General features: G+C 39.2%; 20 protein-coding genes. 8 read left to right on the plus strand and 12 right to left on the minus strand.

The window, feature by feature from the left end; genetic code table 11:
* Positions 1-36: 36 nt before the first annotated feature.
* Entirely contained in the window at positions 37-795 is a 759-nt protein-coding gene (locus tag GARC_RS01520) for a COG4705 family protein (RefSeq protein ID WP_007616037.1), read from the plus strand.
* Positions 796-981: 186 nt separating this feature from the next.
* On the plus strand, positions 982-2,946 hold the full coding sequence (locus GARC_RS01525; RefSeq protein ID WP_007616039.1) for an LTA synthase family protein: 1,965 nt from the start codon (positions 982-984) through the stop codon (positions 2,944-2,946).
* A gap of 66 nt (positions 2,947-3,012) precedes the next feature.
* Here GARC_RS01525 and GARC_RS01530 read toward each other — a convergent pair whose 3' ends face one another.
* Complete coding sequence (locus GARC_RS01530; RefSeq protein ID WP_007616045.1) at positions 3,013-7,002, minus strand: hybrid sensor histidine kinase/response regulator transcription factor; 3,990 nt, start codon at positions 7,000-7,002, stop codon at positions 3,013-3,015.
* 291 nt (positions 7,003-7,293) lie between these two features.
* Between GARC_RS01530 and GARC_RS01535 the strand changes: the two genes are divergently transcribed.
* On the plus strand, positions 7,294-8,058 hold the full coding sequence (locus tag GARC_RS01535) for a PEP-CTERM sorting domain-containing protein (RefSeq protein WP_226989041.1): 765 nt from the start codon (positions 7,294-7,296) through the stop codon (positions 8,056-8,058).
* A gap of 177 nt (positions 8,059-8,235) precedes the next feature.
* Here the strand turns inward: GARC_RS01535 and GARC_RS01540 are convergent, their stop codons facing one another.
* From GARC_RS01540 to GARC_RS01555, 4 genes are all read right to left on the minus strand, one after another.
* Positions 8,236-8,667, minus strand: a complete 432-nt coding sequence (locus GARC_RS01540; RefSeq protein WP_039988382.1) for a CBS domain-containing protein — start codon at positions 8,665-8,667, stop codon at positions 8,236-8,238.
* 116 nt (positions 8,668-8,783) lie between these two features.
* The gene (locus GARC_RS01545) at positions 8,784-11,405 is read right to left on the minus strand and encodes a calcium-translocating P-type ATPase, PMCA-type (RefSeq protein WP_007616050.1); all 2,622 of its coding nucleotides are present in this window, start codon (positions 11,403-11,405) and stop codon (positions 8,784-8,786) included.
* A gap of 1 nt (position 11,406) precedes the next feature.
* Positions 11,407-11,979 carry a VIT1/CCC1 transporter family protein gene (locus GARC_RS01550; protein WP_007616053.1) on the minus strand — a complete coding sequence of 191 codons (573 nt, stop codon included), beginning with the start codon at positions 11,977-11,979 and terminating at the stop codon, positions 11,407-11,409.
* Between the two features lie 12 nt (positions 11,980-11,991).
* Positions 11,992-12,270 carry a DUF211 domain-containing protein gene (locus tag GARC_RS01555; protein WP_007616056.1) on the minus strand — a complete coding sequence of 93 codons (279 nt, stop codon included), beginning with the start codon at positions 12,268-12,270 and terminating at the stop codon, positions 11,992-11,994.
* Between the two features lie 159 nt (positions 12,271-12,429).
* Between GARC_RS01555 and GARC_RS01560 the strand changes: the two genes are divergently transcribed.
* Positions 12,430-13,383, plus strand: a complete 954-nt coding sequence (locus GARC_RS01560; RefSeq protein ID WP_007616065.1) for an LOG family protein — start codon at positions 12,430-12,432, stop codon at positions 13,381-13,383.
* 33 nt (positions 13,384-13,416) lie between these two features.
* On the opposite strand, the gene GARC_RS01565 is transcribed toward GARC_RS01560, so the two are convergent.
* From GARC_RS01565 to GARC_RS01580, 4 genes are read right to left on the minus strand one after another with little or no spacing between them, the layout of a single operon-like run.
* Positions 13,417-13,767 (minus strand): rhodanese-like domain-containing protein, encoded by a 351-nt coding sequence (locus GARC_RS01565; RefSeq protein WP_007616068.1) that lies wholly within the window; start codon positions 13,765-13,767, stop codon positions 13,417-13,419.
* A 28-nt stretch (positions 13,768-13,795) separates the two neighbouring features.
* A complete protein-coding gene (locus GARC_RS01570; protein ID WP_007616070.1) occupies positions 13,796-14,845 on the minus strand; it encodes an efflux RND transporter periplasmic adaptor subunit in 1,050 nt (349 codons plus the stop codon).
* Complete coding sequence (locus GARC_RS01575) at positions 14,842-18,189, minus strand: efflux RND transporter permease subunit (RefSeq protein ID WP_007616072.1); 3,348 nt, start codon at positions 18,187-18,189, stop codon at positions 14,842-14,844. The genes GARC_RS01570 and GARC_RS01575 overlap by 4 nt, the downstream gene beginning before the upstream one ends.
* A 9-nt stretch (positions 18,190-18,198) precedes the next feature.
* A complete protein-coding gene (locus tag GARC_RS01580) occupies positions 18,199-18,498 on the minus strand; it encodes an ArsR/SmtB family transcription factor (protein WP_007616074.1) in 300 nt (99 codons plus the stop codon).
* Between the two features lie 97 nt (positions 18,499-18,595).
* On the opposite strand from GARC_RS01580, the gene GARC_RS01585 reads away from it, so the two are divergent.
* A complete protein-coding gene (locus tag GARC_RS01585) occupies positions 18,596-18,784 on the plus strand; it encodes a YgaP family membrane protein (protein WP_007616076.1) in 189 nt (62 codons plus the stop codon).
* Positions 18,785-18,847: 63 nt separating this feature from the next.
* Here GARC_RS01585 and GARC_RS01590 read toward each other — a convergent pair whose 3' ends face one another.
* The 3 genes from GARC_RS01590 to GARC_RS01600 form a co-directional block, all read right to left on the minus strand.
* On the minus strand, positions 18,848-19,405 hold the full coding sequence (locus GARC_RS01590; protein WP_007616078.1) for a cytochrome b: 558 nt from the start codon (positions 19,403-19,405) through the stop codon (positions 18,848-18,850).
* A 34-nt stretch (positions 19,406-19,439) separates the two neighbouring features.
* On the minus strand, positions 19,440-19,865 hold the full coding sequence (locus GARC_RS01595) for a universal stress protein (RefSeq protein ID WP_007616080.1): 426 nt from the start codon (positions 19,863-19,865) through the stop codon (positions 19,440-19,442).
* A gap of 113 nt (positions 19,866-19,978) precedes the next feature.
* Positions 19,979-20,821 (minus strand): helix-turn-helix domain-containing protein, encoded by an 843-nt coding sequence (locus GARC_RS01600; RefSeq protein ID WP_007616081.1) that lies wholly within the window; start codon positions 20,819-20,821, stop codon positions 19,979-19,981.
* A gap of 105 nt (positions 20,822-20,926) precedes the next feature.
* Between GARC_RS01600 and GARC_RS01605 the strand changes: the two genes are divergently transcribed.
* From GARC_RS01605 to GARC_RS01615, 3 genes are all read left to right on the plus strand, one after another.
* Entirely contained in the window at positions 20,927-22,120 is a 1,194-nt protein-coding gene (locus GARC_RS01605) for a PAS domain-containing sensor histidine kinase (protein ID WP_153810837.1), read from the plus strand.
* 1 nt (position 22,121) lies between these two features.
* Entirely contained in the window at positions 22,122-22,772 is a 651-nt protein-coding gene (locus tag GARC_RS01610; protein ID WP_007616085.1) for a response regulator transcription factor, read from the plus strand.
* A gap of 99 nt (positions 22,773-22,871) precedes the next feature.
* A complete protein-coding gene (locus tag GARC_RS01615; protein WP_007616086.1) occupies positions 22,872-23,273 on the plus strand; it encodes a response regulator transcription factor in 402 nt (133 codons plus the stop codon).
* Positions 23,274-23,287 lie beyond the last annotated feature (14 nt).

Raw genomic sequence — 23,287 nt, forward strand, 5'->3', positions numbered from 1 at the left:
AGGTTTAGCAAAGATGTTATGAAATTAAGGTAGAAAATGAATTCTGAAATGAAACACGTTTTGATTAAAGTACCCCAAGTGACTCTTGGGTTTTGGATAATTAAAATTCTTGCCACTACTCTTGGAGAAACAGCTGGTGACGCCGTTTCTATGTCAATGGATCTTGGATATTTGATTGGCACAATTATATTTATGACCTTTTTTATTCTGGCTGTTGTCTTGCAAATTAAAGCGAAAAAATTTAGTCCATATATTTATTGGATTGCAATCATCGCATCAACAACTGTCGGCACTACACTAGCGGATTTTGCTGACCGATCATTGGGAATCGGTTATCTCGGAGGGTCAACACTCTTAGCCATACTTTTAGTGAGCACATTATTTGTTTGGAATAATTCACTTGGCAGCATTAGCGTTTCATCAGTTCACACACCAAAAGCCGAGGCATTTTATTGGCTCACCATAATGTTTTCACAAACTTTAGGGACAGCACTAGGAGACTGGACAGCGGACTCAGCAGGTTTAGGGTATGTAGGCGCAGCTTATATTTTTAGTGGAGGCTTAGCATTAGTAGTGGCTTGCTATTTTTTCACTAAAGTTTCTCGTACTATTTTATTCTGGCTAGCTTTTGTACTTACTCGTCCGCTAGGGGCTGTAATCGGTGATTTTTTAGATAAACCAATTGCACAAGGCGGTTTGGAATTTAGTCGCTACACAGCTTCAGGAGTGCTTCTGTTTGTGATCGTTGTTTTAGTTGTGTTACTGTCGAAGCGTCCGGCTTTAAAGCAACATTAATATGTTGATTTTAAAACACTTTTTACAGTGCTTTGTGCTCAAAGTTAACAAGATGAAGTTAAACTTAAAAAAGGATAATTTGTATCGATATTTTATTTTTCTAGCTTAAATTCAGTTTAAATTAAGCAATTCTTAAGTTTCATCTTGTAAGTTAAGATCCGTGTTGTATTAGAGATATTAATAACGATGTTCACAGCTGTACTTTATCTATTTCGTCCTTTTATATTATTTTCCTTTCTGCTCATTTTAACTCTGTTTTTATCAAGAGTGGGATTGGCCTTTTGGCAACTTGATCGTTTCGACGACATACAAAGCGTAGCGACGCTTATATTCAATGGACTAAGAATTGATTTAAGTACACTGGGTTACCTATTAGTTTTACCTGCAATGTTACACCCGTGGTTTATGTTGTCTAAACACAACAAGGTATGGTTAACGACATTAAAAATTGTATTCTTCTTTGGGTTTATGGCAGTAGTATTCTTTGAACTTGCCACGCCTGCATTTATCATGGAATACGGTTTTCGCCCCAATAGATTATTTATTGAATATTTGGATTATCCTAATGAAGTAATGAAGATGTTGTGTAACGGCCATTTACTGACATTAGGTTTGGTATTTATAAGTCTTATCGTTCTCGGCAGTATATGTTGGCCGCTTCTAAATAAGATTGTTGGCTTGCAAAAAACTGCAAATCGCCCTGCCCTTATTGCTTCAGCTTTGTCCTCTGTTGTTATGTTACTCGTCCTTTTTTTATGCGCCAGAGGCACAATAGGACATCGCCCAATCAACCCATCACTGGTATATTTTTCTACAGATCCTTTAGTTAATTCTTTAACCTTAAATTCGCTTTATAGTGTGGCTCATGCCTATAAACAATTTGGTAATGAAAAAAATGCAGCCAAGCTCTATGGCAATATGGATAACAAAAAAGTCATTTCTCTTGTTCGCCAAGAAACAGGGTTGGCAGAGCAGTCATTTAAAGATAAAACACAGCCCTCTTTGTCATCTCGCGATCCAGTCTATAAAGGGAAACCTAAAAACCTGGTGATTATCCTAGAAGAAAGTCTAGGTGCTCAATTTGTATCCACCTTAGGAGGGCTGCCACTTACCCCTCAAATTGACAAATTAAATAGTGAAGGTTGGGCATTTAAACAATTATATGCAACTGGTACTCGCTCTGTCAGAGGCATCGAAGCCGTCATCACCGGATTTACGCCGACTCCAGCAAGAGCCGTGGTTAAACTGGATAAGTCCCAACGTGACTTCTTTACTATTGCTAGTTTGTTAAGAAATAACGGTTATACCACGCAATTTATCTACGGTGGTGAAAGCCATTTCGATAATATGAAAAGTTTTTTCTTAGGTAATGGGTTTACCGACATTGTTGATTTTAAAGATTTTGAAGATCCAAAGTTTGTTGCTTCTTGGGGAGCCTGTGATAGGGATTTATTTAATCAAGCGGATATTGAGCTAACTAAACTCCATAACAGCAATAAACCCTTCCTGAGCTTTATTTTTTCATCAAGTAATCATGACCCATTTGAAATTCCAGAAGGCATTGTGACTCCTATTGAATACTCAGATGAACAATTGTCACAATATGATGAAAAAGAACGCAGGCGTCATCAAGCGATCCAATATGCAGACTTTGCTTTGGGTGAGTTTATAGACAAAGCGAAAACTCGCCCTTATTGGCAAGATACAGTATTTCTGGTGGTGGCCGATCATGATGCGAGAGCGCTAGGAAATAATCTTGTACCCATTAAAAACTTTCATATTCCTGGTGTCATATTAAATTCAACAAAAGGTCACGTCTCTGATGAAAGGATCACAAGCCAGATTGATTTAGCACCAACATTACTGTCGCAAATGGGGATCATAAATCATTCACCTATGTTGGGCCATGATATGAATGATCCGCAATCTTCGGGGCGTGCCATGATGCAATATGCTGAAAACTTTGCATATATGGAAGGTAACGAAGTAACGATATTACAACCACAAAAACCGGCTACTAATTTTATATATGATTTTAAACAAAAGACTCTCACCCCAACACAGATGAACCCAGCTCTGGCTGAGATAGCCTTAGCTCATGCTCTATGGGGCAGTTTGGCATACAAAAATGCATGGTATCGGGGTGAGTAAGTCGAGTTTTAGTGAATAAACTGGTTTAAATGAAAATTACTGCAGCATAATCTAGGCGTGAGTTTATTATTTCTGATTCAATGCTGAGGGCGATAGCCCATAATACTTTTTAAACACTTTAGAGAAGTACGCTAAGCTGTCAAAACCAACTGCATAGGCCACTTCACTAACATTCATTTTATCCTGCTCTAATAATAATTTTGCTTGTTGTAAGCGTAATGCCTGAATATGCGCTAATGGCGAAATCTCAAAACTGCTCTGACATTTTCGGCGCAGGGTTTCTTTACTCATAAACATCAATTGAGACAAAATATCTATATTAAAGTCGCTATCATGTAGATGAGCAAAAATATGCCGTTGCAAATTATCCTCAAACGAATCGTTATTGTTAGCTACACTTTCTAGTTGCGAAGCCATTTGGATTTTTTGTCGTGCAACAGCTTTACGACTTTTTATCAGAGTGTTGACCCGCATGACTAACTCTGAGGTATCAAATGGTTTGATCAAATAGTCATCGGCTCCACTGGCAAAACCCTGCACTATATCTCTTTTCATTGTTTGTGCTGAAAGTAATAAAATAGGTATATGTTTGATTTCTGGATGGCTCTTGATCTTTTGGGTTAACTCCAGCCCCGACATAACCGGCATACTAATATCTGAAATAATAATATCTGGTAGGTTTTTTAAAGCTGAAACATAGCCCGACTGACCATTATCAGCTTCAATAACAATAAAGCTATTTGTCAACCTCTGGCAGATAAACTGCCGTAACTCGGCATTATCATCAACTACCAGAATTTTCGCACAGTCTTTTTCCAGAGGGTCAATAAAATAATCTACTGTAGTACTATCTTGTTCAATTATGGTCGGTTCTAGAAGTTGTTCTGTTTTAAAATGGGATTTTCCATAAGGTAGCCATATTGTAAACTGGCAGCCCTGCTCTATTTCAGTTTGCAATTCAATTTCGCCATGATGCAACTCAACTAATTCTTTTACTAGCGCTAAGCCGATGCCTGTACCTTTAGTTGACTCACCTTTAGATGATTCTTCTTGATAGTATCGCTCAAAAACTTGTTCTATATTTGACGAATGAATGCCATGACCATTGTCTGTGATCCTTATTCCTAACTGCTGTGGCTGCTGGATAAGCTCCATTGTGATATCAGTATGTTTGCCGCTGTATTTGATCGCGTTAGAAAGTAAGTTTGAAATACATTTGTCGATTTGATCTAAATCGCAATATATGTCGTGGGGATTTTCACAGTTAACTAGTGTAAGGCGTTGCTGATGTTGCTCTGCCCAGGGTAAAAACCGTTCATAATTGACTCTGATTAATTCGGCTATATCATGCTGGCTAACCCGAAGAGATAACTGCCCTACTTCGAGTCGATTGATGTCGAGCACTTGTCCCACCAAAGCCAGCATTGTTTTGGCATTATTTAGTGCGGTAAAAGTTAAATTTTTAATTTTAACGTCTAATTGTGCGCCACATTCTTTTAGTATGGTTTCAAGTGGTCCGATAGTCAGGGTTAGCGGGGTTCTAAACTCATGAGACACATTAGAGAAAAATCGGTCTTTTAATATTTGTTGTTGTTTAAGTTGCTCTACTTTAAGGGCGATTTCTTTGGTTCGCTCTGTTATCCCAAGCTCTAAGTTTTGATTTTGTTGTTCTAAAGCTTTGTTACGCAGTTTTTGACCTAATCTAATACTCGCGCCGATGACCAGTAAAAACGTGATCAGATAAATCAATTTAGCCCAATAAGAAAGATACCAAGGATAGGCTACGGCAAAATTGTGTTCTGTTGTAGCGTTTCTCCCCCACGGATCTTCTGCTTCAACAAAAAGTGTGTAGTTGCCACCTGGAAGTAATGTGAAGTCTTTACTGGTTTCTGTTGACCATGGTGTCCATTGTTGCTCATCTGGCCCTGCAAGTAGCGTACGATAGCGAGTATCGGTAGGTGTTGAATTATCACCAAGCGCAAAACCAATGCGAATTGAATTGTTATCCACGGAAAAGGCATTTTGTGGAAAGTCTAAAGGTAAGCGGGAATTGCTGTTGATACTGTTAATATATTGAATTGTCAAAGGCGCAGCTTTGGGAATATTGTGAATCGACTGTTCAGACAATCTATAAATACTGCCATTTGCCGCCCCAAACCAGATTGCATCGTCAAAATAGGCCAATCCTCTGGTACCCGAATGATTGTAAGGCTTAAATAGTGATTCTTGTTCAACATATATTCCAGAGTCGTTTTTATATATCACCCCAGTGTCACGGCCTGCGTGGTACCAAATACGTTGTTTTTCATCAATTTTTATTTTGAATACGTCTTTATTTGGGGTTTTTAATGCGTCGGGTAAGTCATTCACTAGGGTGAACTCAGGTGTATCCTTAGAATGGTATTCGAGCACGCCATTTTGGGTTCCAATTAACATTCTTTGATCATACACAAAAGGACGCAAATGCTCGTTACCAAGTGGAGCCGATTTATTGTCGAATTTAAGCAGAGAATCTATATCAACTTTGGCATCTACCTTGGTTAATCGATACAGCTCTTGTTGCTCAGTCGAGAACCAAATATACAGCCGACTATCATCAATTGGTTGGATCGCTAGGTATTCAGTACTACTTTTGTCTTCTGCTAAACGCGTTTCTTGCCACTGCCCATTAACCCTAGTAAATTGCGATAAATTATTGCCTATTGTGGCATATAAAAACTGTTTGTCGGGAGACGTAGCTATCTCTGAAACCCAATCCTCAGTGGATATCAACTTGGGAGCTGTGATCACTCTTTGCTCATTGACCAGAGCCCAATTAAATGAATACACTCCAGCCTCTGTACCTACTAAAAGCTCGTCATCTATGACCAACAAGTCGAGCACAACAAGGTTGAAATCTGGAATTTGGGTAAACATAGGACTGCGAGTTTTACCATTTGGAAAAGTCAGTTGGTAAAATCCCGTTCCCGAAAAGAACATGCTTTGGTGAATATTATAGATATTTTCAAAATCAACTGTACCAGTATCACTCTGATACTCACTGCGTAGATGGGGAGGCTGAAAAACACTGATGTTAGGTAAGCCTGCTAACCAGATATTTTGTTGGTCATCTTGAAAGACATTGTAGATGGTAGACAAGCCTAAACCGTCAGTTTGTTTATAATGACGCATAAGAGTAAACGACTCATCAAAAACCATTACTCCGTCAAGTGAAGACGTTAGATAATAGTAACTGTCTTGCCCTTGTATACTGCTGCTGAGTCTGTTCGTAGGTAGGCTTTGAGGTGAAATAACATTGATGAACGTGTCATTTTCAAGTTGAAATACACCTTGTAAGTTAGTCACCATAATAATCTTCTTCTGGTGATTCATAAAAACCGACTTTATTCGCATATTAGCTGGAAATTGCCAATCTAATGGGGTTGCTACAGGCTCACCGTTAAGCATTTCTATTGAATACATTTTATGCTTGTCTTCAATTAATAAGGTGTTACCAATTTTAAAAACTCGGGTTCCTATTACACTTTGCTGTTTTATTCTTTTTATGTGTTTACCGTCCCACACTAAAATTGCTTGCTGGGTACTAAACACCACCATTTCTTGGTTACTGTTAACGCCTAAGGTCTGACCAAAATCTTCAAGTAGATGCGCTGTGGGTATCAAAGTAAAATTAAATTCTCCTGTGTTGGTTGGGCTGAAATAGCCAAGCTCTCCCACTGCACCAGCATAGATCCTGTCGTCGTGCCAAACGGTAACAGCGCGAATACGAGTATTATTAGGTGTACTAAAACGCTGCCAATTTTCGCCATCCCAAGTTGATAACCCATTACCGGTAGCAAACAGCATTCGACCGTCAATATATTGAGCTACAGACCAAATTTGATTACTGCTTTGATGCTCTTCAATATTAAACACTCGGGCAATAGGATTACCCACTTGCTGGTATTGGTTTGCATAAACGCTATTGAGGAAAAATTGTGATAAAAATATGGCAGGGTAAAATATATAAGCTAACCACAAAGGTAGTATTCGTTTTGATTCATCAAAAATATACAAACAGGCTCTACCTATATTTTTATTCTATAAATCAGTCTACGAGTACTTATCAAAAAGCACAAGAAAAGAACGTTAAATCAATTGTTTGCGTGTAAAACCATAAAGTATATTCCACTCATTAATGGCTGCGATATTATTTTGGATAAACATTAATGTGGATACAGGACAAACAACTGTGGATACAGAGCAACAGCTTAACCTTGGCTTTAGGTTACCTTGTTTAGCATCTTACTGATTGCGCAAAGGCTTAGCTTTTTAACAAAACAAACTCAAACTAAACGGAGAATAAAAGTGACTAAAACATATGTAAAGGAACAAAAAATGGTCAAACAAGGATTAGTGAAAAAAGTGGCTTTGGCAGCATTACTGTCGAGTGTCAGTATATTCTGCAGCCAATCGCAAGCCACTATTATCGGGAGTTTTGACACTGGTGTTGATGTGAATATTTCATCAAACATTTCAGAAAATGAATTCGGGACAGATATATTTGAAGAACTTGTTTACATTGAAGGCAACGCTTCTGGTAACAATAGTGGTAGCGATTACTCGGACATAATTCTTGGTGCCAATGAAACAGGCACCATGAGTGCAGCAGCTGATGGCCAAGTAGAAGGAGTTGCAGGTTTTGTACAAAGTTCATGGGAAACCGAAGGGTATTTTTATTTTGAAAATAATACTGGTTCGGACATTACCGTAAATATGACCTTTGATATAACTTGGTTCGCTAATATTTTCACCTCCAGTATTGACGAGGAGGCCTATGCTACAGCTGGTGTTTTTATAGAAGATAGTTATGGCGACAGTGTGTTCGAAGATTGGATTGAATTAGATAGTCTTATTGAAGGACCAGGAGCCTTTAGTCTTTCTGATTCCTTTGCCGTCAATTTTAGTTTTGATTTAGCCGATGGTGATTATGAAGAGTATTTTTTGATCGTAGACAGTTTTGGCTTTGCTGAAAATCTTCAGCAAGTTCCTGAACCAACAGGCCTTCTTTCAGCCGGGCTAGTACTTTTGTTTGTTATGCGAAAGCGTAAGATGACTACTTTAAGTGATTAAATTGAATTTTTTTATTGATAAACAGTTTTCACTTTTACCCTTGAAGTTGACTACGAAATGCTGAGGGTGTTAAGCGTTAAATAAAATTGTTTGATAAGTAAGTGCAGCAGATTTCATTACACCCGCGTTGATTAATTACGATGACCCCCATTGTAATTAATCAACTATTGTTCTATTTCAATTAATCAGTTCATTACTCAACAAATTTACTATTTCACTAAACTCTTTTGACAGTAGTGCTAATGAATCTTCAATGCTAAATAAACCAACCAATATACCGTTTACATTCACAACTGGTGCACGTCGCACGCCATAGTAATGCAAGTATTTAAGGGCCTCCTTAATATCATGAGTTTCAGTTACGCAGATCAATTCGCTGGTCAGAATATCTTCCGCCTTAACAACAGATGGGTCTAATTTTGAGGTGAGTACTTCGAGCACTAAATCACGCTCTGTAATCATGCCTTGAGGTCGTATCTCACCTCGCATATTTTCAACCACTACTACTGAACCAACATGTTGTTCTCGCATAATTCTGGCAACGTCCAACACCGAATCCTGCTGTAAAACATATACAACATTTTTTGAACATATGTCTCCGACATTCATTAAAATTTTTCCGGTCATGAAGCATAAGGTTATATTAGAAGTATTTTGGCTAGTGTTATTGATTTATGTCAAAGAAGATAATCGGCTTAGGCTGGACTAAAAATGACGCCCTACTCCTATCTCTCTTTATTATATAAAATCCCACGTCGTATCAAGAACTTCTCCCCTTCGACTGCCCACAAAATAATCGAGGACACAGCTATGCATATTAACAGTGCATCTAGCGGCAAGGGCTGGGTATGCAGAATGTGATTAAACGCTGGGGTATAAACAACCATTAACTGTAGTAATACAGTTAATGCAATAGACGAAAACATCGGCTTATTACTGAAGATACCTATTGTAAATATAGATTCTGATTCACTACGTACAGCTAACGAATGAAACAATTGGCAGAAAACTAAAACCGTAAAAACTGAGGTTTGCCAGTAATTTACATTTCGTTCAATGGTCCAAGCTAAGGTAGCAATAGAGATGCCCCCTACCGTTAATCCAACCCATAAAATATGTTGCCACATGCCATGAGTAAAAAAACTCTCTTCTACAGGACGTGGAGGTCGTTGCATAATATTCCGTTCTGCGGGTTCAGCACTTAAGGCCAATCCCGGTAAGCCATCAGTCACAAGGTTTATCCACAAAATGTGGATTGGTAATAAAGGAATAGGTAGTCCACAAAATGGAGCAAGAAAAAGAGTCCATATTTCTCCAGAATTTGAACTCATAGTATATTTTATGAATTTTCTAATATTATCGAATATTCTGCGCCCCGCTTTAACTGAACGTACTATGGTTGAAAAGTCATCATCCAATAACACCATATCAGATGCACCTCGAGCAACATCCGTACCTGTTTGTCCCATGGCAATACCAATATTGGCGCGCTGTAACGCCGGCGCATCATTCACACCATCCCCAGTCATAGCCACAAATTGATTATTTTCCTGCAGGGCTTTAACAATTTTTAACTTTTGTAAAGGGGACACTCTAGAAAACAGTTGTATTGAACAGACGTTATCTTTCAATTCTTGATCTGATATACGGTCGAGTTCGTCACCATCTAACATTTTGGGTTCACCATTAGCAATATGTAAACGTTTGGCGATTGCTAGGGCTGTGCCTCGATGATCTCCGGTAATAATAACAGGAGTAATGCCGGCAGAAATACAATCAGCCATGGCTTGTGGTACTTCAGTTCTAAGTGGATCTGTGAGCGCAACTAAGCCAAGAAAGGTTAGGTCTTGTTCAATAGTGACTGCACTTAGGTGTTCAGGCATTGAATCAAAGCTGCGTTTGGCCAACGCCAATACCCGATAACCATCATTAGCTAATTGTTCGGCTTCAGCTAAGATTTGTGTTTTGTCGATGGCTATTTGATCACCTTCTTGTTGCGTCTTTACACAATTAGCCAACACGCTTTCTGCCGCACCTTTAACATAAGCGACAACATCAGTGGAGGTACTATGCAGTGTTGTCATGAGTTTTCGTTGACTATCAAAAGAAATTACGGCTTCTCTGGGCATATCCATTATTAACTGATCTTTATCAAAACCACTACGTTTTGCAAATTCGAATAGTGCTAATTCTGTGGGTTCACCGAAAGGTATGCCATCCTTTTGTATAACATCATTACTTATGGCAAGAGCTTGCCCGAGAGTTTGCTCCAACTGAACACTATCAGTGGCTAAAAGGCTAGATTGTTGTTGCCCTATATACACTCGTTCAACCGACATTTTATTTACCGTTAATGTGCCAGTTTTATCGGTACAGATATATGTGACAGCCCCTAAGGTTTCGACTGCGGGTAGATTGCGCACTAAGGCTTGTTGCTTAAGTAACTTACGGGCACCAAGTGCAAGGGAAATAGTAATCACGGCGGGTAATGCTTCGGGTATTGCGGCAACCGCTAAACTAACTGAGGTCAAAAACATTAGCAGCAATGGTTGGCCCTGAAGTAGCCCAATTACTAACAATATTGCACAGATAAATAATATAGCTGAGGCGAGATATCGACCAAACTTAGCTAATCTTATCTGCAGTGGTGTTTTGGTATCATCTTGCTGCTGTAACAGATTAGCGATTTTACCTATTTCTGTATTTAGACCACTGGAAAATACCACCCCTGATGCTCTTCCGCTGGTAATCATACTCGCCTTAAAAACACAGTTTTTTTGATCTCCTATAAAAAGATTATTGTCTTTTAGTTCTGCCTGCTGTTTAAATACCGATTGTGATTCCCCAGTGATTGAAGATTCGTTAACTTGTAATTCTTCTACCTCAATCAAACGTATATCCGCAGGCACGATGTTACCTGCCTCTAATAAGACAATATCACCTACCACTAACTTTTCTTCAGGCAAGGTGACTGCTTGCCCATCACGCAATACGCTGGCAGATGGGGATGCCATTTTTTGCAAAGCCTCAAGGGATCGTTGTGCCCTAAATTCTTGAACCGTGCCCACAACCGCATTCAGTAACAAAATAATTAATATCGCCAGACTATCAATCAGTTCACCAATTACCCCCGATACTAAAGCAGCAACTAACAACACAATAATCATAAAGTCAGCAAACTGTCTAAAAAAAAGTTGCCAGATAGATTGTGCTTTTTTGCTGGGAATGACGTTAGGCCCGTTTTTCTGTAAGCGTATTTGGGCCTGTTCACAAGACAAACCGATCTCTGACGTTTCAAGCTCACTTAATGCAGTTTCAACGTCTAGCTGATAGTAATTTTTGTTCACTCTAATACCCCACAAATACAAAAATAAGCACCGCAGTTAATATGCCTACCAATAAGGTCCTTAATCCGCTTCGCCACCAAGATATACCTGAAACACGACTAAGAAATACACCCAGTAAAAATATAATCGTCATCGCAATAAGTACCGACATCAATAGAGGGGATATTGGCAACACCATACCACTTTTAAAAAGCCATAATGGCAGCAGTATAAGCAGCGAAATAACAAATGGTGCGAGGCCATTAACTAAGGCAATTATGATGGGAACAGTGCGCGCAGCATGAGCGTGAGAGGTTTGGCTTAAATCAGTGATCATAGATTGTTCGAGCTTGGTTAATACATATTGTCGCTCTGCACTTTCGCTCACATACGCACTGCTAATACCGCTCACACATAAAGCAATTGCGGCGCCTATACATACGTTAATAATATTATCTATATCAGTAGGATCACTGAACAAAAAACCCAAAATAAGGCCTAACATGGTTAATGCACCATCAAATCCATTGACGATAAAATAACGTCGAATAATGCCCTGAGAATGGGTAAGGGAAATTAAATCTTTTATATCCATGTATGGCAGTTATTAATCTTGCTGACTAAATTTTGACTGACTAATCGCATCAACTTCATCAATGCTGTGTAAGGATGCCCCCATATCAATAATCGCAGCTTGTACTAATTCAAAATTTATATTCGGGGCCTTTATCTCAAGTTGCACAGATTCAGTATTCTCATCCACTTCAATTACAGCTAAATGAACCTGGTATTCATTACCCAAATCAGCCAAAGTCATAGCAAATTCAGATGCTTTCGGTTGATGTGGTTTGAGAACGTCAAGAATGATCCTGCGGATTATGGCCATATTTTATACTACTTAGTATTTTATTTAGGCAAAGTGTATAAGCTTTAAGAGCAGTATTTATTGATACAGGTCGTATATTTGCCGTTTTAAGCATGGAATTAGGCCTTAACAAACGGCTATGATCAATACACCAGTATTTTTTGCAGTGTCTCCATTACTATGTCTAAAAAAAAGTTCATTTTGTCTATCCCTAAACCTGCTCACCCAATCAGACGCAAAGAGGCATTGCCTTGGCAAAAGCCTAAACCTGTAAGCGAAGACCCCAAAATTGCCAATAAGTTGGAAACTATATTGGATAACAGCAGCTATGTTCCCGCGATTGAAGATATTGATTTTCTACAAGGCCCAAACGCCAGAGGGATTAGGTTGCAGTTGGATTATTTAAAACCACAAATAATCTTAAATAAACACGGTATAGAGCACACCATTGTGGTGTTTGGCAGCACCCGTATCGTAGAGCCATTAGCAGCACAAAAGAAAATAAATTCGTTAAGTAAAAAACTTGAACAAAAGCCTTTGGATAAAGAATTAAATCGAAAATTGGCCATTGCCAAACGTATCCAAATCAACAGTCAGTATTATCAAGTAGCGCGTGAATTTGCTGGCATAGTTGGTAAGGCAGGTAATGGCCCTGAAGATTGTCGTTTAGTGATCATGACAGGCGGTGGGCCAGGTATTATGGAAGCGGCTAATCGTGGTGCTGCAGAAGCCCAAGCTGAAACCGTAGGACTCAACATTACCCTACCTAGTGAGCAATTTCCCAATCCTTATGTGACGCCTGAGTTATGTTTACAATTTCACTATTTTGCACTGCGTAAATTGCATTTTGTACTTAGAGCTCGTGCCTTAGTGGCTTTTCCTGGTGGATATGGCACCTTAGACGAAATGTTTGAGACTTTAACCTTAATTCAAACCCGTAAAATAGCACCAATGCCCGTGGTTTTAGTGGGGAAAAAGTTTTGGAAAAAAGCCGTGAACATGGACTTTTTGGTTGATGAGGGTGTGATTGATGCCGAAGATCGGGAGCTGTTCTGGTATGCAGAAACCGCTGCTGACATTTGGTCCGGTATCAATCAATGGTATGAAGAAAAAGGAGAGCGTTTGCTACCTTAAACTTGCATACCATTGCATTTACTTTGCGCTAGCTCAGTGCTGGTGCATTTTATGTATTTCGTCCATTTTACAAGTGATTACACTGACATTTGTGTAACCAACTCGCGCTAATTGTTCCGCACCTAAGGTTGCACGCAACGAAGATGCACAATGCAAATAAATAGGCCTTTCTGGGTCTTTCTCTATCTCCATTATTTTCATTTCCAATACGCCTCTAGGAATATTGATAGCACCAACAGCAGGCGATGCAAAATGTTCTGCTGATTCCCTAACATCTATTAACAAACCTTTGTTTTGTTTAAGTTCTTCTGCCGCTTTTTGGGCGGTTATAAGTTGCACATTTTGTGATGCTTGCTGTAATAATTCCGACATAGGTTTAAGCATGATTAATTCCTCAATGTTTATATTTTATTTAGTTAGCGCTCAAAGACAGTGTGTCACCGGAATTGAGACCTGAAACAATTTCTACTTGATTAAGCTGTGACTTTCCTAATCGCACAAAACGTCGGCTTAAATTGCCATCTTTTAACAGCCACACCATATCTAGTTGGCCGTAACTTTTTACATAATCTACTGGGATAGATAATATATCTTGGGTGCCATCTTCTATTATCATTCTGGCAAACATACCAGGCTTTAAATTGGGGTAGAATTCAATTCCAGCCTTAACCAAAAATGACCGTGCATTGGGGTCAGCAGCAGGCACTATTTCTACTATGGTGGCATTGATTTCTTTACCCAAAGATTCTATTTTAACCTTTATTCTTCGACCTATATTGAGCTGGGTAGCTAAGGATTCACGTACATCAGCTTCAATTTGTAAGGTAAGCGGATCATACAAGGACAAAAGTAGTTGCCCTGGTGACGCCATATTTCCCGGCTCCGCAGATCTCTCAACCACTACCCCAGTAAACGGAGAGTGTATTTTGCTATATTCAAGCCCAGTCTGTGCGGCTTGTTTACGCTCTGTTGCCGCTACTAATTCTGAGCCGTAACGGCGAAAGCTTGCGACGGCATTATCAAGTACGCTTTGCGATACCAAACCTTTTTCTTTTAGTGTTTGAGAGCGTTCAAAATTAGCTTTGGCTTCAGTTAACATCGCTTGTGACGCATCTTCCATTGCAATGGCTTGTGCCAACTGAGCCTTAAGGCTTTCACTTTCAAGGGTAACAAGTAACTGTCCTTTGGTTACTTTATCCCCTGCCCTAACATGTATCTTTTCGATCCTCGCCAAAATCTGACTTGATAACAAAGTCGCTTCCCTTGCTTTAATACCGGCAGGTATCGACTCCAATCTAGGCTGAGTGATTGTTTGCACCGTATAGCTGGATATGGCTTTATCAGTAGGACGTTCCATTAACCCAGGGGCAACTTGACTGGTAAATACGCCTGCCATCCAAGCCACTACAACTAATAATCCAGCAACAGTTACTACTGGGATTGCCCATTTTTTGATATTCATAATGTTTGTTCCTGTAACTGTGCTTGCGGTTTATCTTCAAACACTAAGTAATACACTATAGGTACGACAAATAGTGAGAAAAGTGTTGAAGCAATGATGCCAAAAATAATGGCCAGTGCTAAGCCGCTAAAAACCGGGTCTAAAGTAATCACTAAATTACCTAACATGGTCGTACCTGCAGTGAGTAAAACCGGCCTCATGCGTACCTCCCCAGCAGCCAAAAGAGCTTCTTTAATATTCATACCATTGCCTCTAGCTAAGGTGATAAATTCCACTAAAATCAAGGAGTTTCTGACGACTATGCCTGCAAGCGCAATCATGCCTATCATAGCGGTTGCGGTAAATAATATTGGATCAGGTGCACCGGCAATTGTTCGCTCACCAAACTGATTTAAGAGCCAAAAACCTGGCATGATGCCAATAATAGTTAATGGGATGGCCGACATAATGATTAATGCCAATGCCGAGCTAGAGGTTTGTAATTTAAGTAGAAAGAAAATACCCACTAAAGCAAACGCAAAGGCAATACCCATATCTCTGAACACATCTATGGTGATTTTCCATTCTCCTTCACCGGAAAATGAATAAGAGGTCCCCTCAGGTAATTCCCATTGCTCTCCCCCACCTGATTGTAAATAGGTTCTATTTTGCCAACTGTTTTGCCCGCTATTTTCAACTGAGTGTTCGCTAACCGACTCGCTGTTATCTGCTGTTTTAAGATCAGCGCTAAGATCTGCAATGACCTCTGCAGGTGTGCGGCCCGATAACTCTGCAGTGACGTAGATCACCGGAACAAGATCTTTATGTAATATCGGTTGTGAAACCTTAGTTTGTTGCCATTGTCCCAACTCCGCAAGACTCACCAGTGACTGGGGTGATGCTTCTAACCCAAGGCCATTATCCAGCTGTGCAATACCGTTTTGTCCTATGACTTGCAGTGACAGGATATCGGTTAGTGACTGTCTATCTGCGAACGCTAGTTTCACATCTATTGGCACAGGAGTTGCGTCATTTTCAACCTGATAAGTCCCCGCTCTTTTAGATGCTATAGCGACCGTCAATGCATTATTAATATCAACAGTAGAAATTCCTGACAATGCTGCTTTTTGTTTATCTGCCACGAAGCGCCAGATTAGCTGCTCGCTGGTGATTGTCGAATCAATCTCAACTACATGGGCCTCAGATTTAAGACGAGAAATCAGGCCAAGTGCAGCAGCTTGATGAACTTCGGGACTGACAAAAGGTTCGGCATAAATTTCAGCAACAAAAGTACTCAGTACAGGGGGACCCGGTGGCACTTCAATTACTTTTAATGAAAGATGTTGTTGTTGCATGGGTGCAAGTAACTCTCTTAAACGCAAAACAATGCCGTGAGATTGATGTTCCCGCTGTGTTTTATCCAGCAAGGTGATCCTTAATTCAGCAAGATTTGATGCCTTACGGAGATAGTGCTGGCGAACCATGCCATTAAAATCTATGGGAGATGGCTGACCAATATAACTAGCTATCGCCTTAACCTCTGGTAATAATTTAACAGTCTGAATAACATCTTCGACTTGTGCCGCAGTTTTTTCTAATGATGTGCCCTCTGGCATATCGATTAATACCTGTATTTCATTTTTGTTATCAAATGGCAGTAGTTTAAGTGGCACCATTCTTAACAAAGGTAAGGCACAAGACACTACAAACAACACTAATACAATCCATAAGCCTAACTTGCTTCTACTTTTATTGGCGATAAGTGGATTTAACAAACGAGAATATATGCCGTTGGTTTTATCGGCTATTTCTGTTGTGGATGGTTTTAAAAGTTTAGACGCTAGCCAAGGTGTGATTGCAAAGGCGACAAAGGTAGAGATCACCACACTAACAGGCACATTAAATGCCATGGGTGCCATATAAGGCCCCATCATACCGGTGATAAAAGCCAAGGGCACAAAGGCCAAAATGATGGTAAACGTTGACATAATTAATGCTGGGCGTATTTCTGACATGGCATTAATTATATTGTCACTTTTAGATGATTTTTTGTAACCCAGAAAACGGGTGATATTGTCAATTCCGGTAATCGGATCGTCTACCAATAACCCAAGAGAAAGAATTAACGCAAACAGCGTGACCCTATTGATAGTGTAGCCAAAAGCCAAGTCCAGCATCAGCGTCAGTCCGTAACAAATAGGCACAGCCAAGGCCACTACTATGGCTTGACGCCAACCTAAAAACACCCCAATAAATACCACTACTGTAAACACTGCAAAAGCCAAACTTGAGGTTAAGTTATTGACTTTTTCATTAGCTGTTTGGCCATAATTTCTCAGATATTCGTAGTGAACTTCAGCTGGCAATAATTGTGTTTGTAGTTCAGCCATTTTAGCCAGTACATCATCTGCAACTGTGACAGCATTACTGCCCTTTTGTTTGGCGACGCTGATAGTCACCATCGGATATTTGTCTTGGAGTTGCTTGTTCCCAACTCCATTTGCAGCTTCATTTGCGAACTCTAACCACTGATAACTTTGTGGTTCTGAAGGGCCATCACGTATTTCGGCAATATCTTTAAGCATCACCATTTTTCCATTGATGACGTTAACAACGATATTATTTAGCGCCTGCAGATCACGGATAACGTCGCCAGACTCAATCACTATGTTTTTTTGTCCCATAGCTAAGTCGCCATGTCTGGAAAGCTGGTTTGATAATGCCAGTGCATCCACCACGTTCATTACACTGGTTTGGCGAGCGGCAAGCGCCTGTAAGTCAAGAGACACTTGTATCGACCGTGAACGGCCACCCACTACATTAACTTCACTGGTATTAGGCAGACTTTGAATAACCGTAGACACTTCTTGCGCCATTCTGCGAAGTTCATAATCAGAATAAAGGTCTGGTGATGTGCTAAATAGCCCTACCATCAATATCGCAACATCGTCTACTTCAATGGGTTTAACAATCCAATTAGCCGCAACTTCAGGGATTTTATCTTGGTTAGAATGTAGTTTATTGTAGGTATTGAGTAACGCTCGTTCTCTGTCTTCACCCACCTCAAATCGCAAGGTGACACTTAATCCCCCATCGTGAGACGCAGAGTAAATATGTTCAATACCCGGTACTTGTTTGATGAGTTTTTCTAGGGGAACAGTCACTTGTCGTTCAACCTGGCGTGCAGATAAATTAGGCACATCCACCCACACATCAATCATGGGCACTACTATTTGTGGTTCTTCTTCACGTGGCGTATAAATAAGTGCTATTGCACCTAAGAATAGGGCAACAACAAACACAAATTGCGGAAAGCCGCCTTGTAATGAGTAGGCAACCAGTCGATCTATTGGATGTTTTTTCATATTTTTCAATTACTCTGTAACACAGAAAAATTCATACATTTTCTCGATTATTTGCTTTACTCTGACATCTACCACCGAGTAATAAATAGTTTGTGCTTCACGCCTTGTTGCTACTAACTCAGCTTTTCTAAGTGCAGCCAAATGTTGTGAAAGTGCAGATTGGGTAAGAGGTACCGATTGATTTAATTCATTAACCGAGCATTCTTTTTCAATTAAACTGCATAAAATCATTAACCTGTTTTTATTAGCTAACATCTTCAAAAACGATTCTGCCTCAGAAGCATTGGCTTTAATTTGATCTAGATCCAAGTTTACTGACTCCGACTTAATTTAAACTTGCTTTAGTATAAACATTATATTAGGTTTGTCTAATATTAGAATCTACTAATATTAAATGAGGTGTAAGATGAATATTAATCAAGGGTTAAGGTTGGTAGCTGGGATCATGATTTTAGTGTCGTTAGCCCTGACTTATTTTGTGCATGTTAACTGGGTTTATTTCACAGTTTTTATTGCAGCTAATTTAATTCAGTCGGCATTTACAAACTGGTGTCCGATGATGACAATTATGAAAAAGATGGGAATGCAGCAATAGTCTTTGCAGTTCTATGCAATATAAATATAACGGGTTCACATCTTAGCTGCGAACCCGACACTATTAATCTGACCTAGAATTTAGCATTGGCAACATACGTCGCAACGTATTATCTTTTTGTACGTAGTGATGAAATATTCCTGCAAGTGCATGTGATCCAATTAGGTAATATCCGACTGTACCTGCAGTCTTATGCACTTCTTCAATAGTCTCTGCTAATGGTTTATTTTGGGCTATTAATGCAGGTAAATTAAGACCAAAAAATGGAATATTCTTTCCTTCACCACTTAAGATAAGCCAACCCGCTATTGGCATACCGATCATCAAAATGTATAAGGCTATATGTATGGCTTTAGCTAATAATTGTTGCCACCTAGGAATGACAGCTAGGATTTCAGGAGCTGGTTTGATGAACCTAACGATAATTCTAATCCAAACTAAAATAAACACACTGAGACCGAGCATAAAATGCCAAGTTTTTAAGGTTTCTCTTAGATCACTGCCTTTTGGATAAATTTCTCGAAGTTCTATGCAGCTATATACAGCAACAAGTAACAAGAACATTACCCAATGCAGAATAATCGATAAAGTGGCATATCGCTGCTGGTTAATCTGAACCATTATTACATCCTAGTTTTGAACTAACAGCTTATGTCTATACAATCCTAACAGCCAATACATCTTGCTTTGCACCATGTAGCACTGAATTGGCAGTCGATCCCAATAATAGTTTAAGACCGCTTCGGCCATGTGTGCCTATTACAATAAGATCAGCTTTAATTTCATCTGCTAAAGTATGAATTTCATCGGCAGCATATCCAATGGGTAAATATAGTTGATTAGTGGGAATGCCATTTTTTTTAGCCATGTTATTCAAACTCATTTTGGCTTGTTGATGTATTTCAGCAATATAATCACCACTGACATCATTAACATAAGGTTGAAAATAAGTAGCCGGCAACGTCACAAAAACAACGCTTAGTTGACTGGCTTTGTCGACCAAACTCAAAGCTCTTTTAAGTACTTGGTCATATTCAGAATAAACATCAATAGCCACTAATATACGTTGATACTGTTTCATAATTTAGATCCCAAAAAGTGATGTACTGTTACTATTTAACTAAAACGTCAATCTACATACTCGACAGTCTAATTTTCCGAGATGTTCTTTATATAGCGTTTATAGTTGGCAGACTAATTCAATGCTTGTTTTACTCTTTTTATATTGGATTTTTTTGCTAAAGTTTGAGAACAGTTATCTATTGCCACTATGCTGTTCAACGATTCAAAGTCCAAAATAGACAAATAACGTAGCTTTACTGCAATAATATTTCTTTGTTGAAAGCTAGCGAATACACGACTTACTGTCTCTATAGCCATACCTAAATAATTGGCAATATCAGTACGTGTCATGCTTAACATAAATTCACTACCTGATAAGTTTCTATCGGAAAAACCGAATGATAAGTCCAGTAAAAACTGCGCGACTTTTTGTTCACTTGAACATGTACTTAAACACATCATCATTGCACTGTCGCTAGCTAAGGTATGACTCATGGATTGCAATAAACCATTGCGAAAATCAGGACTGGTTTGTATCAGACTATTTATCTGTGATTCTTTGATAAAACACACACTACTAGTTTCTAAAAAACGTACAGTTTGGGTATGCACATGTGCATCAAATCCATCTATTCCTAACATGTCACCAGGATAATAAAATTTAGTGATATGTTCTTCACCATCTCGGGAGGTAATAAATGATTTAGCCGAACCCGAGCGCAATAGATAAATACCTTCAAAATAATTCCCAACTGAAAATAGGTTATCTCTGCGATGAAAAACTCTATGGGAATCTCGCTGCTGGGATTGGTTTATAGAGCTACTACTGCCCATATAAGTGTCCAATAGCGTAGTTGCGTTGTAATAGTCATTTTGTGGTTGATATGAAGTCTTCATTTTAGTTACGCCTCTGTAGGTATTACTTGTGCCATAAAGTTTATCAACTGACATAACGCGTAATTGTCGAGCTGTCACTTTCACTTCCTCTTTCAAGTTAAATCATATACCGTAAACAAAAGGTTTCACTATCCGGAATGTCGCGTAAATCACTTCGGAAACTACGTATATTGGATGCTGTTAATGCCTGAATCTGACAAGTCATTCTCGAAGCAAAGATCATTGGATAACACTGTGGGCCAAGCCCCCATCGAAGATGCTAACGCCAGGTTGACTGCCTTACTTGACGCCACAGTAGACGCCTTAATTATTATTGATGGAAAAGGCAATATTGAGGTTTTTAACGCAGCGGCGCAGAGGATGTTTTTATATTCAAGTCAAGAAGTGTTAGGTAAAAATATTAAACTTCTTATGCCTTCTCCTTTTAGTGAAGAGCATGACAAATATCTCTCCACTTATTTGGCTTCTGGTGAAACCAAAATTATTGGTAAAGGCAGAAAAGTTAGAGGTAAAAAATCCAATGGTGAAGAATTCCCCATATTCCTGAGTGTTGGTGAGGTAAAAGAATCTAGCCACACCCAGTTTGTCGGTATTATTAGAGATATTTCTGAACAAGAACAGGACAGAATTGAGGTTCAAGAAAGTAGAGACCGTTTGTCGCACGCCTCTAGGTTAAGTTCTATGGGTGAACTCGCAGCTGGTATTGCTCATGAAATGAACCAACCCCTTGCTGCCATAACCAGTTATGCCCAAGCGTCAAAACGACTTTTGCAATCAGCGACAGTAGACAATAAAGAAAAGGTGGCGATTGCACTGGATAAAATTTGTGATCAAGCCATTCGGGCCAGCGATGTAATCGATAGGCTCAGATCATTTGTTAAAAAACGTGTAGCCCAACGTGAATCAGTTGACCTTAACAAGCTGATACTTGAAACTGTGAAGTTGGCTAAAGTAGATACCCGTATTCTTGATCATCAAGTCATACTGAAATTAAGCCAAGATATAAAACCTAAACTACTAGCTGACCCAGTGCAAATACAGCAAGTGTTATTAAACCTGATCCGCAACGGCATCGATGCCATGGAAGATTTAAAAGGCGCACCATTACATATTAGAAGCCAGTGGTTATCAGACGAGATGATTGAGGTGTCGGTTATTGATTGTGGCTATGGCCTAGATGAAGACTCCATTAGCGGTATATTTAGCCCGTTTTTCACCACCAAAGCGGCCGGAATGGGAATGGGCTTATCAGTAAGTCAAACTATCATTCATTCTCATGGAGGAACAATATACTTTGGCCCGAGCCAACCATCTGGATGTATATTTTCATTTAGTTTACCCGCTACTGTTATCAACCAAGAAAAGATTGAGAAATAATATGAAAAATAATCAGACTGAAAGTTTGTCAACTTCCCCCATGGTACATGTAGTAGATGATGATGAAGCCGTTTTGGATGCTGTGGGCATGTTATTAGACAGTATTGGACAGCGAAACACTTGCTACAAAGATGCCCAGGTGTTTTTAGAAGCATACAACTCCGCAGATTTCGATAACCACAATGGTTGTATAATGTTGGATATGCGGATGCCCGTAATTAGTGGCATCGAATGCCAACATAGACTCGAACAAATGGGCTGTAGTATGCCAATCATTTTTGTAACCGGTCATGGCGATGTGCCCACAGCAGTTGAGGCAATGAAACAAGGTGCTATAGAATTTATTCAAAAACCCTTCAGAGAACAGCAACTGATAGATGCTATTCAAAAAGCATTGCAAATAAATCTTAAGTCTCAAAAACGAATCGAAAAAGTACAGGAAACTCAGGCTAAATTAAAATTATTAACCAACCGAGAGGTCCAAATTCTTGAGGCGGTGGTATCAGGTAAAGCCAATAAAGTTATTGCTATTGAGCTTCATCTGAGCCAAAGAACAGTAGAAATACATAGAGCACATGTGATGGAAAAAATGGGTGTTAAGTCCCTTGCCGAACTAGTAAAAATAGTCATTGATGCCTCCCCTACTGAATAATTTACGTATAATTCCTTATTGCTCTATTCCTTCCTTTACGTGGATAATTAACTCTAAATCATACAATAAGTATTAAATTCAGTGTTATCTAGGCCTTTTATGGAATCCAAGATTAATGTCGCTAATAAACAGTTGGTAAAACCAATTGTGTATCTAGTTGACGGTGACCATAAGTTACAAGTTTCACTATCTAAACTATTAAATCAAAATAACGTGGCAGTAGAGATGTTTAGTTCTGCAGAAGACCTTTTGCAGACAAAATTAAGAACTAGAGCAGCCTGTCTAATAGTTGAAGTAAACCTACCCAATATGGACGGCATTCAATTACTCGAACATATTAATAATCTCGGCGTTAGATTGCCCACAATAGTTTTGTCATCCGACGGTAACGTTTCTGTAGCCGTTCGCGCAATGAAAGCAAAAGCCATTGATTTTATTGAAAAACCTTTTGTAGAAAACACACTCGTTAAAAAAGTACTGGATATAATAGAGTTGAATTAAGCGTTGTTAAAAAT

The organism is Paraglaciecola arctica BSs20135 (assembly GCF_000314995.1).
Lineage (GTDB): Bacteria > Pseudomonadota > Gammaproteobacteria > Enterobacterales > Alteromonadaceae > Paraglaciecola > Paraglaciecola arctica.